The organism is Yersinia sp. LJYL362, from assembly GCF_048323875.1.
Window position 1 is genome coordinate 1 of record NZ_JBLWEX010000172.1, and the last position, 13334, is coordinate 13334.

Here is a 13334-nt window from a genome sequence, read left to right on the forward strand (position 1 = left end):
CTGTGTTTGGCCGCCCACCAACTCATATTGATAGCCATCATCATGTCCATATGTTGCCCCAGATTTATCCGTTGATTGAATCTTTTGCCCACGAAAAATCACTACCATTACGTATTGATCGCCATGAGGCGCAACAGCAGGGCATGGTGCTGAATAATCCCCGTAGCACCGAGTGGTTTGATGCCGGATTTTATGGCGAGAATCTGACAGAACAGTCTTTTTTGCAGTTGTTAGCAACAGCGGATCAAAATGGAATTAATACCATTGAGGTGATGTGCCACCCTGCCTTTATAGACAAAATTCTGATGACCAGCGGTTACTGCTATCCACGACTTACTGAGTTGGAAGTATTGACGTCGCCAGCATTAAAGCAATCGATTGAACAGCTTGGCTATAGATTAGGGTCGTATTCGGATTGCTGATAACCATGGTATGTAGTTAAACTCAGCCCACCATCAAGGTGGGCTGCTGTAGTCAATGTCGTTACCTCAAATTTCCGCTGAGACGGCTATGAAAATCACTGCTGCGCGTATCTAATCCTTCAATAATGACTTCTGCACCATATCTTTGATAGCGGTACTCGATGCCATCCAGCGCGGCTACCGTGGAGGCGTCCCAAATCTGCGCATGTGTAAGGTCAATGATGACTCGCTTAGGATCGTGCGCATAGTCGAAGTGCTCGAACAAATCATTACTGCTGGCAAAAAATAAGGGGCCGTGTACGGTATAACGAACACTTGCGCCATCATTACTCAGGGTTCGCTCTGCATAAATCACATGTGCGATACGGCGAGCAAACAGGATCATGGCAACAATAACGCCTGCCAATACACCCAACGCAAGATTGCTGGTCCAAACTGTAACCAGAACGGTTAACACCATCACCAGCGTTTCAGACCACGGCATTCGTTTAAGTGTGGCCGGTTGCAGGCTGTGCCAGTTAACGGTTTTCATTGCGACAACCATCATGATACCTGCTAGCACGACCATTGGGATTTGTGCCAGCAACTTGCTTAGACCAGTAACCAAGACCAGTAACACCACCGCGGCTGCTACTGTGGATACCCGGCTACGAGCTTTACCTAATTCCACATTGACGATAGTTTGACCAATCATTGCGCAACCCGCGATACCACCATAGAAACCCGCGAGAATGTTGCCAACACCGAGACCCCAAGATTCCCGGCGTTTACTGGATTGCGTATCGGTAATGTCATCGACCAACTTTGCTGTTAACAAAGACTCCATCAGACCGACGAAAGCGACACTTAACGCGGTGGGCCATACTATTTGGAAGGTTTGCCAGTTGAGCGGAACAAGTAACTGAGTGAAGCTGGGCAAATCGGCACTCATTGCTCCTTCGTCGCCCACATTGGGTAATCTATAGCCCATCAGAATAGCTACCAGGGTAACAACGATGATGGCTATCAGTGGTGAGGGTACACTTTTCACTATGTGTGGGAGCAGTAAAACAATGATAAGGGTAACGGCAAACATAACCCATACCAGACTTGACTGGCCCCAGATATGCGGCACCTGAGCAAAAAATATCAGAATACCGAGCGCATTAACGAAGCCTATCATGACCGAACGAGGAATATAGCGCATCATGCGCGACAGGCCTGTCAGGCCGAAAAGTATTTGAACTATCCCCGCCAAAATTACCGCAGGCAATATGTATTCTACGCCGTGTGCGTGAACCATCGGGCCGATCACCAAAGCAACCGAACCCGCCGCCGCGGATACCATTGCAGGGCGGCCTCCAAGGATAGAAAGCGTGAAACAAAGGACGATGGAGGCGATCAAACTCACTTTAGGATCGACTCCTGCAATGACTGAAAATGAGATAACTTCCGGTACCAGTGCCAACGCTGTCACAACACCGGCGAGACATTCGCGGGTCATAAGTTTTGGTGATTTTAAAACCTGCCACACGCGTAATTCATTATTCGACTCTGCGGGGTTAGGAAGGTTATGAGTATTATTCATAAAGTCTCTTATTATTCATGCTGAAGTAAATATCAACTGGGAGCTGGGTGATGAGATAAACGGTCAAAGCTCTGATATTGCCGGGTCAGCACTAACCCCGACACATTTTGTTTGCCTATATTGGCATTGAACAAGAAAGCGATATGCATGCGATAGTAAGACCGGTCAGAAGATTACATGATGAATAGCAATAATCATAATTCGGTAAAATTCCTATATCTGGTCACTCCATACCGTACCTATTACTTTCACTCTGAATGCGCCAAAGCGGCTAAAACCCATAGGTTGATAGATACAAAAATATCCATACTTCTATAGTGGATAAGAGTTTGAGATTCAGGCAATGAAAGCAAAAACAGGAGATAAATCTTGTTTTAGTTGTTCATCGTATTGCCCTAACCGGATAAAAAATAAAATATATCTCCGGCAAGGAACCGGACTACGACGTTTGATGAAAAGAAAGAGCAGACTTATTGACCATAAAATGTTCGAAGATAATTGGGATACAGTAGATATCTAAAATCAGAGTATGCCAATCAAGGACGGACAGATCACCAGTCGCTCACTACTTGCAGGCTTGATCGCGACCTATGAAGTCTCAGAAAATACTGAAGAAATACGAAATACTGCCGATACCGAAATACAATGTTAAACATCATTGAAGAAAATACGGAATGAATACTTTATTTTCCTGGAAACCAAATAAAAATGCGTATTGAGACGCTTCGAGGCCTCATATTTACTACGCAACTTTCCGAAAACGGACTGTCCCTATGTCGGTAAAAATCACCTAATTTCTGCCGCAGACAGATTTATTTTTTTTATAATTAGATATCGCTGCGACTTTTTATATTTTAATAAGGATATATCATGAAGTGTTTAAACTATCTTTTAATTCCTGTAGTGCTGAGTATTTCAGGCTGTAGTACTTTTTTCCCTGAACCAACTCAGTATATCCCACCTAGTGATAGTCCAGACGTTGCTAAAATTCGCCTCATTGGTCCACCAATGAGCTATGCCTTATATCAAACTGATAAGTTGGGTAAAGAAAGTGGTGGCTGGGTTTTAAAGCATAACCGTTATTTAAATCCTTTTTTAGGTTCTACAAAGGACATTGGACTGCCTAAAGTGACAGGGAAAGAGTATAAGCAAGACTATTTCGAAACATTACTTGTGCCAGAAGAAAAGACAACGATTCATCATTCTTTATATCAGGGTTGCAGCGTGAATTTACCATTTACACCAGAAAAGAAAAAAATCTACGAAGCTAATATTAGTTATGGCGATAAAACTGGGTATTGTGTTCTTTATCTAAAGGAAGTTGTGCTGGATAGTACTAATGGGATCTATGTTGAAAAGGGTATTTCAAAATGAATCGAGGGAAGCTAATTAGTATTGCATTAGTTTGTGCGTTGATTACATCTTGCGCTTCAAATATTGACAGCACAAACAAGACACGTTTATCAGAGTATTCAGAGAATGAAATCAAGCAGAAACTTATACCTACAGTGACAAGCCGTAAAGATGTACTTATTAATTTTGGAGTGCCAATAAATACGGAAAATTACAATAATACAAAGCATTGGGATTATTACTCTAAAATCGTAGATCGGCACATCTATCTGATTATCCCAGTTATTAATGATAGGGAACAATTTCTGGCTGTCGATTTTTCAGATGAAGGGGTAGTGACTAGTTATCACTATTCTGAAAAGTGATTTCGTTATCTGAATTAAATGGGCTGGGGGACGCTGAATAGGTTAATCAATGCTTTGTATTTACTCATAAAAATCGAGTTCAACTTTGTTTTGTATACCTAAACGTATACCAATGCAGGAAAGTGACACACCAATAAGCATGTTTTCCTAATATTCACTATCACTGATATGACGATTTGGTATTCAGGCAATGAAAGTAAAAGCAGGATACAACTCTTGTTTCAATAGTTCTCTGTATCGCCCAAACCGGATAAAAAAGAAAACATATGTTCGGTAAGTATTTCGGGCTATGACGTTTGACGAAGAGAAAGAACAGATATTGAAACTAATGGAAGAGAAAAAAATGTGGCGAAAGTCTCAGGGCGTGAAGCTGACCTTGTAGCTTTTACAAGCTGATACAGGATGACTATCACTTGGCCGGTATTGTGTAAGCAGTCATAACATATGCATAATAACTTTCTTCAGCGACTAAAGGTTCATCACGGAAAGTCGATATTTTCGCAGAGGACAGGTATTTCTGGTCATATTGTGACAACAGGGAAAATGAAAATGAGATTTATAACACTGTTAACAATGCTTTTCGCTATTTCCCTCCATGCTGAAGACCATGATTATGGGCCGCCCATCTCTATATGCCTGAACAAACATACTATTCCATATATCAACACGACGATTCCTGCTGAAAATATTGTTAATGATGCTTATAAGGCATGTGAGGATATTGTTCATGAATGGAATAATGAGCGTGCATCCTTGTCCAAGGAAATGGTAATCAAGCAGGATAAAGAATTTAGAGATATGTATGTAAGGATGATTAATATCCGCAGAAAAGTAGATGCTAACAAAAGATGAAAGCTTTTTTGCCCTTTATTATATGGCCTAGTGGTATCGGTCTGCTGAGAGCGAAAAGCGGACGGATTACTATTGATTGCACCACAAGGTGATTTAGGCGTCTAATGTGGTTGAAAATCGCAGGTCATTAAAGTTAGGTATTTTCTTGCCGATGTAGCATGGACATCCATTCACGGAAGAAGGCTCATGAGAAGTTTGGTTTTATCAGCGTTGCATCTACTAACCATAATTCCAGCTTCGTATGGTCAAGTAAATCTTCAACATGAACAAATTAAGCCATATTTGATTGATTTTCTTAAAAGGGTCGCGAGTTCATCGGCAAGTTGTGATTTATTCAAAGATTTTTTAGCAAAAGACCCTTCAAATGAAAATAAGAAGAAAATGATGTTAGGTTTTTGCGATAGTGATATTGATTTTTCAAAACCAATATCATTCTCCGAAATGAGCACTCATCACTTTGAGGGGGCGAATTATGTGTGCGGAATTATTTCTGGCCGAACAAAAATCAATCAAAAAATAGGTGCTCGGTTTATCTCTGCAGAGCCATATCACTTGATATTGAACGTTAAATACTCACGCCGTCCCATTGCATACACTACTGATGATAAATACTTAGTTTATGAGTATCAATTGCAGGTGAAGTCATTTAATGAGCTTAATAAAAAATATTGCCAGTGAATGATAATTCAGGCTGATGTTCCGATAAACTATCGGTTGCTTGTGTCAACGTATAGCTCATATAGTTTTCAGCAAGTGAGATTTAATTCCACCTCTGGCACGAGGACGCCTTTTATGCAGTGACAGTGCGTCATACATTGATAGGCGGCTTCGAGCGAGGAGCAGACCCTGCATGAAGGGTGCCATAAGATAATGAAGAGAAGAACTGCGAGGCATCTTGAGTTCAGTTGAACAGATATCAAATCGATTAACCATCATATCCGAATGATGCCCCTCTGTAGGTCCAAAAGCCACGTAGTCAGAATGTCCAGCTATATGGCTAGAACGAGAGATTTTATCTTTTCAGCCTTTTCAAAGTGATCCAGCTTCATCTCCATAATCCACCAATGCGCAACCTCCATGAGTAGTTCCGGATCATCATTTTTATTGGCAAAAAAAGCATAGAAAGACAGACTTACGTTACCGCCCTTGGCCGCGATTTTAGCCTCACACGTCCTGATGATTTTTTCCTTCATTTCTGCACGCATATTCTTTCCCTTTTTGTTCGTTCACTGCCCGCATGAAAAAGCCCACTCCTGGGTGGGCTTGGACCAGATTATTTCCGTACAGACAGTGACTTGCGTCATGCAATCAATCTAACATACCAGAGGGACAGTACTCGCCTTCCCATCCCACTATCTTAGCGTTTGAATCCAGATCTTTTACCGATACGCTATCTCCGGAAAATTCTGAGCCAGTAACGACGATATCGTAATCATGATTTGGCTGAGGAATGAATCTCTCGGAGGTAGACTGTACTGTATTTTGATAGTACCCAGCCTGGGTCCAATAATGAATTACCGTCACCAGTTGCCCCGGCTTGATAGTAAATTCATTTATGAAAATGCCCTTGTTATTAGATGACTCTGGCATTCCGATTTTTTTATTTCCTGTGACAGGAATACCGATAATAGCCAAACCAGCAGTAATCCGGCGTTCTAGAACTTTTTTATAACAACCACTTGCCTGTTTTTCGTAAAATTGAAGAGCTGTATTGCCATCAGATGCAGCACGAATCCGGGCTGCATCTGAACCTTTATAGTCTTCCAATGAAGGCCTAAACCCCGCCGTACATCCACTCAACAACGTTACCATTATTCCCGTAATGGCCAGTTTTCCATACATGAGCATCACCTTGCGTTTTTGTTGATCCCACTTTTATCGACTCAGACGGGGAAAACTTTAAACGAATATTAAGCCAGTCATTTACCACTTCATCCCGTCATAGTGTTCCAACCACTCATATTTAGCATAAAATCAGTTCACCGTACCGACTCAGTGCCGCTTTACTGTCAGCGTCAATGTTTATAAGGTCCGCTCCTGGCACTAAGCAACCAGGCTGAATTGCTGTCCGGTCTGCTATGAGCGTGAAGTGGACAATAAATAGTACGAGAAGGGATTAATAAATCTCGCTACTTTATTAAGGCCTGCCACCTGGTTCAGCTGGCCTTCATTTGAAACGTTGTTATATGGGAAGTGGTCAGGTCAGCGCGACCCTCACCTTTAGTCCAATAATGAGCGTGGCAAAAAACATTATGCAACCAGCGGTGATGAAAACACCTGTTACGCCGCTGATACTAAAGAGTAATCCCCCCAACGCAGCACCAGCAGCAATTGAGGACTGAACTGCTGCGACTACCATGCCGCCAGCGGTTTCAGCCTGATCGGGAACGGAACGTGCTACCCAGTTTGACCACGCAACGGGTACGCCCCCAAATGCCATCCCCCACAACGCGACGAACAACATTAACCCTTTTTCCTCTAGTGGCAGCAAAATTATGCCCAATGCCGCTAAACCGACAAGCGCTGGCATTAGTATCAGAGTAAGACGCAGGCTTCTCTCCATCAGCCATCCAGCCAGCAGCGTACCGATAAAATTAGCGACGCCGAATCCAAGCAGTATTAAAGACAAACGATCCACATCAAGTTGGGCAATATTTTCAAGAGCCGGACGAATATAGGTAAACAGCGCATACTGGCCAGTATGGGCAATCACACACCCCGTCATTCCCATCGCAATACCGGGGCGGCGGAGTAAATCCATGACAGATGCCGTTATCATCATTTTACGCGGAGCCATACCAGGAAGAGTAAATAGCTGGAAGAGCAGTGTCAGCACACCGACTAAACTTGCAGCGAGAAACGCACTACGCCAGCCATAAAGCCCACCTAAATAGCTCCCCAGCGGGATCGAAACTACAGTACCGACAGCAATGCCGCTAAAAATAATGGAGAGAGCACGTGGGACACTTTTAGCAGGGACCAGCCGCATAGCGACGGCAGCAGCCATACTCCAGAAGCCTCCCAGCGCGATGCCCAGCAAAATGCGCATGACTAACAGAACAACCAGACTGGATGAAAGTGCGACAAGCAGGTTGGAGGCAATCATCAGCATGGTAAAACCAAGCAAAACATTTCGGCGATCATAATTACGCGTCAGGCGGGGAACCATCAGACCAGCAAACAGGGCCACCACAGCCGTTACCGTCACAGCTTGACCAGCAAGAGCTTCGGTCACACCGAGATCGGCGGCCATGGGTGTCAACAGGCTGGCAGGAAGATATTCCGCAGTTAGCAAGCCAAACACGCCCATCGTCAGTGAAATAACGGCCATCCATGCGGATGCTTTGGGTTCCGAACTATTCAAACTAGCGGATATAGCTTCAGTTGCTTCATTTCTCATAACACACTCTTCTTGGGGAAAAATTACAGCTCCAAGTGTAGAGTTGAGCAGCTGGACGATCTATGATGCCATATCCTGATTTTTTACCCGAAACTCTGAATATGCATGTGAATAAACATTTTGCCCTGTCATCCGAGCTCATCAGTGAGTTGCTGCTAGAAATGCGCCTGCGTGGCGTGCAGTATCGCCGTTTACAGACTGGCTCTGAGTTTGGCGTCGGTTTTAGCAACAGGCCGGGACATGCCTATTTTCATTACATCGCTGTGGGCACTGCTCTGCTTCGCACACACGACGGTACGTTGTACGAACTGAAAGCCGGAAGCATGGTATTCATGCCGCAGGGTGAGGCTCATCAGCTTATATCGGATGTCAGCTGTTCATTTCAACATATCGATACATTAGGCTCTGCTCCTTTAGGCGAGGCTGTTAGCGGAATCAATACTTGCCCGAGTTCGCATCCGACACCCAGCACGGTTCTGTTTTATGGCTGTATGGAGTTCGATCTCGGTGGCATGCAGGGGCTTGGTAAACTGATGCCGCAAGCCATAGTGGTTGAGGCAAATGAACAGATTTATCCGGGGCTGGTTCCCATTCTGGGCGCGATGAAATTTGAAATCTGTTCCGGACGAGCTGGCTTCGCGGGTATTCTGGCACGCCTCGCAGAAGTGGCGGCTGCCATGATTGTGCGTGGATGGATCGAAAACGGCAGCGAGAACGCCGCTGGCCTGATCGCTGCGTTACGTGATCCACGACTTGCCCGTGCTATTCTGGCCATTCATCGCGATACGAGTCGGGAGTGGTCTGTTGCTGAGCTTGCTGCCCAGTCGCATGTGTCACGTTCTGTTTTTGCTGAACGCTTCAAATCAATCATCGGCATACCTCCCCTGCGCTATGTAAGGGAGGTGCGAATGCGCATCGCAGGTCACTGGATTATTCACGATAAGATCTCAATTGACACCGTTGCTCTACGCCTCGGCTATGCCTCACAGGCAGCATTTAGCAGAGCGTTTAAGCGCATCAATGGATATCCGCCGGGCGCTATGCGTCAGCGACCAGCGAGAGGCGTTAATACAGTAAATGAGTGAATGTTATCTTTATCATTTGCTGGATTAACTGTAGGAGGCTGCTCTCAACATTAAAAACTGAGCAGAAACGACTTTCATCATTCAAAGTATCGCAATTTCCTTACCTTAATGTCCGCTCCTGGCACAGGGCAGCCGAAGTAACATCAGAGGACTGCTATGAGCGAAAAACAGACGTAATGTCTCATTGATAACAGCACAGGATTAAGTTATTCCGAAGCAGTACCGATAGTACGATTTTCTATCAAGTGATAGGGTTAGGTTTCCCAGAAATTTTTAAACAGGAATGTACGTGAACATTTCAGAGAAGCATGAGTGGCATAAGGATAACTACCATGTAAGTACAGATAGGGAAAAACTGGATGTGCAGGCCATCCATCGCTATCTGACGAGGTCAACTTGGGCTAAAGGGATTAATCTGGCTATTGTCAGTGCATCAGTTGAGAACAGCCTCAATTTCGGCGTTTATCACGATGAAGCCCAGATAGGTTTCGCGCGTTTGATAACAGATTATGCTACGTTCGCTTACCTTTGTGATGTTTATATTCTTGAGGAATATCAGGGAGAGGGGCTGGGAAGATGGGTGATGCAATGCATACATCATCATCCTGTTTTTGAGCAGCTTCGCAGGATCATGTTGTTTACAACAACGGCTCCCTGGCTCTATGAAAAATTTGGCTATGAACCCGTTAATCGGGAAAACTATGCATGGAGTATCACCCGTCCTGATATTTATACCCATGTAAAAAAGCGTGGCTGACCTGCGCTTATACTCATCTCCAGGCTGGCGTATTTACTCCTGAGTTTGCAATGTCAGCCTCTGGCACGAAGCAGCCCCAAAAGGGATTTCAATGGACTGCAATGAGCGAAAAGCTGACGTTGTACATAATGCTCATTGGCAACTCTGAATCAGCTTTAGAGTTGTAGTGGCTATTAGAGCAGTGATCATCCATTTAGCAACATCTGTAGTAAACTATCGCCAAGAAAATAGATCTTTAGAAAAAGGGAAGTTTATCTATGGTTCCAGGCTATGTATATATTTTGGTCAATCCGAGCATGCCGGGATTGATAAAGGTCGGTCGAACACTACGTGATTCCCGTATGAGGGCACGTGAATTATCCTCTACAGGTATTCCAACACCCTTTCAAGTGGCCTTCGAAATATTTGCCGAACAACATGAAACTCTGGAGGCTAGGGTACATCTGGAATTAACAGATTTTCGTGTCAATACGTCACGCGAGTTCTTTCGCTACCCGCTCGACAAAGCTATTGCGTTATTGATCAAATTAGCGGAACCAATCCAAAGTCCCGCGGAGCAATATGTAGCCGAAGATGTAACACAACGGCTTCGAGAAAAATATTCCATGTACCTACGTTCCGATATTGTTGCCGTAAGGGTTGTTCAGATGCCTGGACGTGTCTGGTTAGAGATTACGACCGAGAAAGAAACTGCTGGATATCTCGTAGACCAGGCAATCCAACGTACGGATCTAGCATTCATTACTGGCACAGATGAGACATTCTTTCGACCAGAAGATGATGTTCGCTTGAATGCGAATAAACTGGTGAATGACTACGATGTGTATTCTATCATCATGACTACGGATCTTTTTCATGATGAAGCATGCCAACAAATAGTGCGCGCGTATCAAGCGCAGAGACAATTTGTCTAATGTGCCAAGCGTAGCTCTAGTCCAGACTCATATTATGTAAATAACGTCCGTTTTAGAAACGGAGAGCTTGAAGGGTTTCGAGCAGCTTCGAGCGAAGAGCAGACAAATTCATTTGCTCAATGGTATAAGGCCTGTTGAAGAACATTCGTCTCCAAATACATATCCTGGAATTTTCAGACCTCCAGATAAATCCCATATTGTCTTAACCCAATCAATACTAACTTCAACAATCAAGTCATTGATCGAAAATGAAACTTCGTCAGGATCCAATATCGGAACATTTGGTTGTAATTTGCCCCCGATAAATTTCACATCAAATAGCAATCGATAATCCGCTATAGCTTTGTTGAGAACATACAGATCTGGACCACAAAGATGGACCATGACAGAAAACATTCCATCCTCATCCTGATTAGGATGGATACCGACGTCGACTGACTTAGCTTTTTCTGGAAGGTTAGTCTTGATCTTAAAGATCATATCGACCGCACTTTGTGTGTAGCCTTTTAACGTGTTTTGCAACACTTCTCTGTATTCAGTCTCCGTCAAAGCTTATGTCTCCCTAATTTTTTCTCATTACACTGATAAATAAATGGCTAAGGTTGTTTAGTTTTCCTTAATCGTAATCAGCCCTACATAATTTATCATATTTCGTCGCTTCAACTTCCGCTCCTGGCACAAAGGCGACTGTCAGATTAGATTTCGCTTGGTTTAACAAGAGGGGCTGGAGCTTATTCCTGTGGCTTACAATTTATAATACTGAGGGTTACAGCATATCAATGGTGTTACTAGATCAGTTTTATTGCTGGGTTGAGATTCGGCTTATTCATGGTCTTATTTCACTACTGGAGAAGGCGGGTGAACAAGCTGACTGAACTGGAACAGCCTTAGCTAAGCGCTCGTGACGGCCAATAAACAGTATGAGTTGTAATAACAGCTGTACTTGTCTGTAATATTGGATTTGTCTGTCCAATTGGCTTTCATATCTTCAGTGTACGGTGATCTACCATGCCGCTCAAATTTTGCTCTGGTGGCACTCTATTCAACCATGTTGGTAGGGTAGCTTGTAGCATCGTGGAGTTATCTCTTTACAAAGGACATTTTGAGGTGTCCTTTGTGCAGAAATAATTTGGCGCGAGTGTTTACTGTAAAGTGACTAATTCACATCATAATATTGTGTATATATTTGTTTTTTCAACGATATCAGAGCGCATGCGTATATCGATTTTAGGATCTGCCTTTGTGGGGCGTCCCATTTTTTTCTTTTTCTTCAGCTCACTAAAAGAAACAAGCTTGATGTTTGGATCTTCAAGCAGCTTCGCGTCAGGATCGGTAGCAACGGCTTTTCTGATCTCTTTGTCTTCCTCTGGGGTTGGAAGAATAGTACCAGGCTTAAGAGTTGGCATATCTTTGCACCTCATGGTTAGTGGCTCTTCGCAGGCTGATAATACGACAAATATCATCACTTATCTCTGTGAAAACAACAGCATAAATATTATCACCAAGATACGTTAGACCATATGATAGCCCTTTATACCTAACCGCCAATGAGTTGACTCATGACTCATAATATTGAGTTGTAGAATTATTTTACCTTGCTGCTAAAAAATATAAATAGTAGTTTAGCTAATTACTTCTAAAATATATTATCGTGAAATATGATTATTAAAGTGATGTTTTTACCGTTAGATAATCTTATATTGAAAAATTAAAGTACATTGTACTTTTGGCATAAATAATTAGTTTATTAAACTATGTAATATTTTAATTGGTATTGTTGGGTGTATTTAGTGTCGGAATTTTACCAAGTTATTAACCATTAGTTGGCTGGTCAAGGTAAAGCCGAGAGCTAAAACATCGTTATGTACCTTTGATAAAACCAGTACCAAGCCTAAACCCTTCCCCCACATTTCCCCCACTTAACTGACTCCCACTTGTTCCCCCAACTGGGTTTTGGCTCGGTGCTCTCAGCCCAGTCATGACGCGGGTTTGCTCTCTTTCCCCCATTTAGTGTGTATAGGTAAGTGGGAAGTGGGGGATTCGAGGCTAAATTGGTAAAAAAATCGATGTTCCCCCACTTGGTTCCCACTTTATCCCCCGGTTAGTTTCTTGCTGTATTGCTTAATGAATTGGGGCATATATTCTCCCCGTCAATATGAATCAACCCATCAATTTCCAGTTTGTCGAGCCAGCGGGTAAATTTCTTCGCAACATCAAAACCGATGCCGCGCATATCATCCCTCACCAGTGATTTTGTACAGGTTTCACCACTGGCGGTACGGGAGCGGATAGAGTGCCACAGCGCGATATGATTGGCCGTCAGGCGCTGAATACCTGCCAGTTCGGCCTCATAGGGTGAGTCTTCATCGCCATCGTTATCGATATACAGATTGAGCGGCGAGAGGTCATAGGCCCGTGTGCTGGGGTGTTCTGAATCTTTAATTATCAGTGCATAACTGATAAAGAGTTTGGTGCTGTAATTTAGATATATCAAGGGCTGTGCATTATCTGGATGTCGTATGTTTGCTAGAAATAATGTCGTATGTTTGCTATGCTTTGGAAAGTTGAACGGGAGGTGGATGATGACTATCAAAGAACGTATTCAAACGAGATTAAAAC

14 protein-coding genes and 1 pseudogene are annotated in these 13334 nt (G+C 43.4%); 8 read left to right on the plus strand and 7 right to left on the minus strand.

What is annotated here, in order from left to right; all coding sequences use genetic code 11:
• Nucleotides 1-422, plus strand: a 422-nt coding sequence (locus tag ACNSO8_RS08285) for a ChbG/HpnK family deacetylase (protein WP_418394373.1), incomplete at its 5' end; no start/stop codon positions are given.
• A gap of 61 nt (nucleotides 423-483) precedes the next feature.
• Here ACNSO8_RS08285 and ACNSO8_RS08290 read toward each other — a convergent pair.
• Nucleotides 484-1989 (minus strand): SulP family inorganic anion transporter, encoded by a 1506-nt coding sequence (locus ACNSO8_RS08290; protein ID WP_418394374.1) that lies wholly within the window; start codon nucleotides 1987-1989, stop codon nucleotides 484-486.
• Nucleotides 1990-2859: 870 nt separating this feature from the next.
• Here ACNSO8_RS08290 and ACNSO8_RS08295 point away from each other — a divergent pair.
• The 4 genes from ACNSO8_RS08295 (at nucleotide 2860) to ACNSO8_RS08310 (ending at nucleotide 5237) form a co-directional block, all read left to right on the plus strand.
• Nucleotides 2860-3363, plus strand: coding sequence for a hypothetical protein (locus ACNSO8_RS08295; RefSeq protein ID WP_080376068.1), 504 nt, complete (start codon nucleotides 2860-2862; stop codon nucleotides 3361-3363).
• Complete coding sequence (locus tag ACNSO8_RS08300) at nucleotides 3360-3707, plus strand: hypothetical protein (protein ID WP_046694655.1); 348 nt, start codon at nucleotides 3360-3362, stop codon at nucleotides 3705-3707. The genes ACNSO8_RS08295 and ACNSO8_RS08300 overlap by 4 nt, the downstream gene beginning before the upstream one ends.
• Before the next feature lie 444 nt (nucleotides 3708-4151).
• Nucleotides 4152-4559, plus strand: coding sequence for a hypothetical protein (locus ACNSO8_RS08305; RefSeq protein WP_418394375.1), 408 nt, complete (start codon nucleotides 4152-4154; stop codon nucleotides 4557-4559).
• 186 nt (nucleotides 4560-4745) lie between these two features.
• Nucleotides 4746-5237 carry a hypothetical protein gene (locus tag ACNSO8_RS08310; RefSeq protein ID WP_050111686.1) on the plus strand — a complete coding sequence of 164 codons (492 nt, stop codon included), beginning with the start codon at nucleotides 4746-4748 and terminating at the stop codon, nucleotides 5235-5237.
• A gap of 311 nt (nucleotides 5238-5548) precedes the next feature.
• Here the strand turns inward: ACNSO8_RS08310 and ACNSO8_RS08315 are convergent, their stop codons facing one another.
• The 3 genes from ACNSO8_RS08315 to ACNSO8_RS08325 all read right to left on the minus strand — a co-directional run bounded on the left by ACNSO8_RS08315 (nucleotide 5549) and on the right by ACNSO8_RS08325 (nucleotide 7959).
• Nucleotides 5549-5764 (minus strand): DUF6500 family protein, encoded by a 216-nt coding sequence (locus tag ACNSO8_RS08315; protein ID WP_411937178.1) that lies wholly within the window; start codon nucleotides 5762-5764, stop codon nucleotides 5549-5551.
• A 103-nt stretch (nucleotides 5765-5867) separates the two neighbouring features.
• Nucleotides 5868-6401 carry a hypothetical protein gene (locus tag ACNSO8_RS08320; RefSeq protein ID WP_019082153.1) on the minus strand — a complete coding sequence of 178 codons (534 nt, stop codon included), beginning with the start codon at nucleotides 6399-6401 and terminating at the stop codon, nucleotides 5868-5870.
• 355 nt (nucleotides 6402-6756) lie between these two features.
• The gene (locus ACNSO8_RS08325) at nucleotides 6757-7959 is read right to left on the minus strand and encodes an MFS transporter (RefSeq protein WP_418394376.1); all 1203 of its coding nucleotides are present in this window, start codon (nucleotides 7957-7959) and stop codon (nucleotides 6757-6759) included.
• Between the two features lie 62 nt (nucleotides 7960-8021).
• Here ACNSO8_RS08325 and ACNSO8_RS08330 point away from each other — a divergent pair, with 62 nt between their 5' ends.
• The 3 genes from ACNSO8_RS08330 (at nucleotide 8022) to ACNSO8_RS08340 (ending at nucleotide 10715) form a co-directional block, all read left to right on the plus strand.
• Nucleotides 8022-9044 carry an AraC family transcriptional regulator gene (locus tag ACNSO8_RS08330; protein ID WP_019082155.1) on the plus strand — a complete coding sequence of 341 codons (1023 nt, stop codon included), beginning with the start codon at nucleotides 8022-8024 and terminating at the stop codon, nucleotides 9042-9044.
• A 283-nt stretch (nucleotides 9045-9327) separates the two neighbouring features.
• Nucleotides 9328-9801 (plus strand): GNAT family N-acetyltransferase, encoded by a 474-nt coding sequence (locus ACNSO8_RS08335; RefSeq protein WP_407083975.1) that lies wholly within the window; start codon nucleotides 9328-9330, stop codon nucleotides 9799-9801.
• Nucleotides 9802-10058: 257 nt separating this feature from the next.
• Nucleotides 10059-10715 carry a GIY-YIG nuclease family protein gene (locus ACNSO8_RS08340; protein ID WP_268216016.1) on the plus strand — a complete coding sequence of 219 codons (657 nt, stop codon included), beginning with the start codon at nucleotides 10059-10061 and terminating at the stop codon, nucleotides 10713-10715.
• A gap of 108 nt (nucleotides 10716-10823) precedes the next feature.
• On the opposite strand, the gene ACNSO8_RS08345 is transcribed toward ACNSO8_RS08340, so the two are convergent.
• From ACNSO8_RS08345 to ACNSO8_RS08355, 3 genes and pseudogenes are all read right to left on the minus strand, one after another.
• The gene (locus tag ACNSO8_RS08345; RefSeq protein ID WP_072187839.1) at nucleotides 10824-11264 is read right to left on the minus strand and encodes a DUF6389 family protein; all 441 of its coding nucleotides are present in this window, start codon (nucleotides 11262-11264) and stop codon (nucleotides 10824-10826) included.
• A 617-nt stretch (nucleotides 11265-11881) separates the two neighbouring features.
• Nucleotides 11882-12121, minus strand: a complete 240-nt coding sequence (locus ACNSO8_RS08350; protein WP_219655269.1) for a hypothetical protein — start codon at nucleotides 12119-12121, stop codon at nucleotides 11882-11884.
• A gap of 695 nt (nucleotides 12122-12816) precedes the next feature.
• Nucleotides 12817-13158: pseudogene (locus ACNSO8_RS08355) on the minus strand (Cro/Cl family transcriptional regulator); the annotation flags it as partial.
• Nucleotides 13159-13334: the final 176 nt, after the last annotated feature.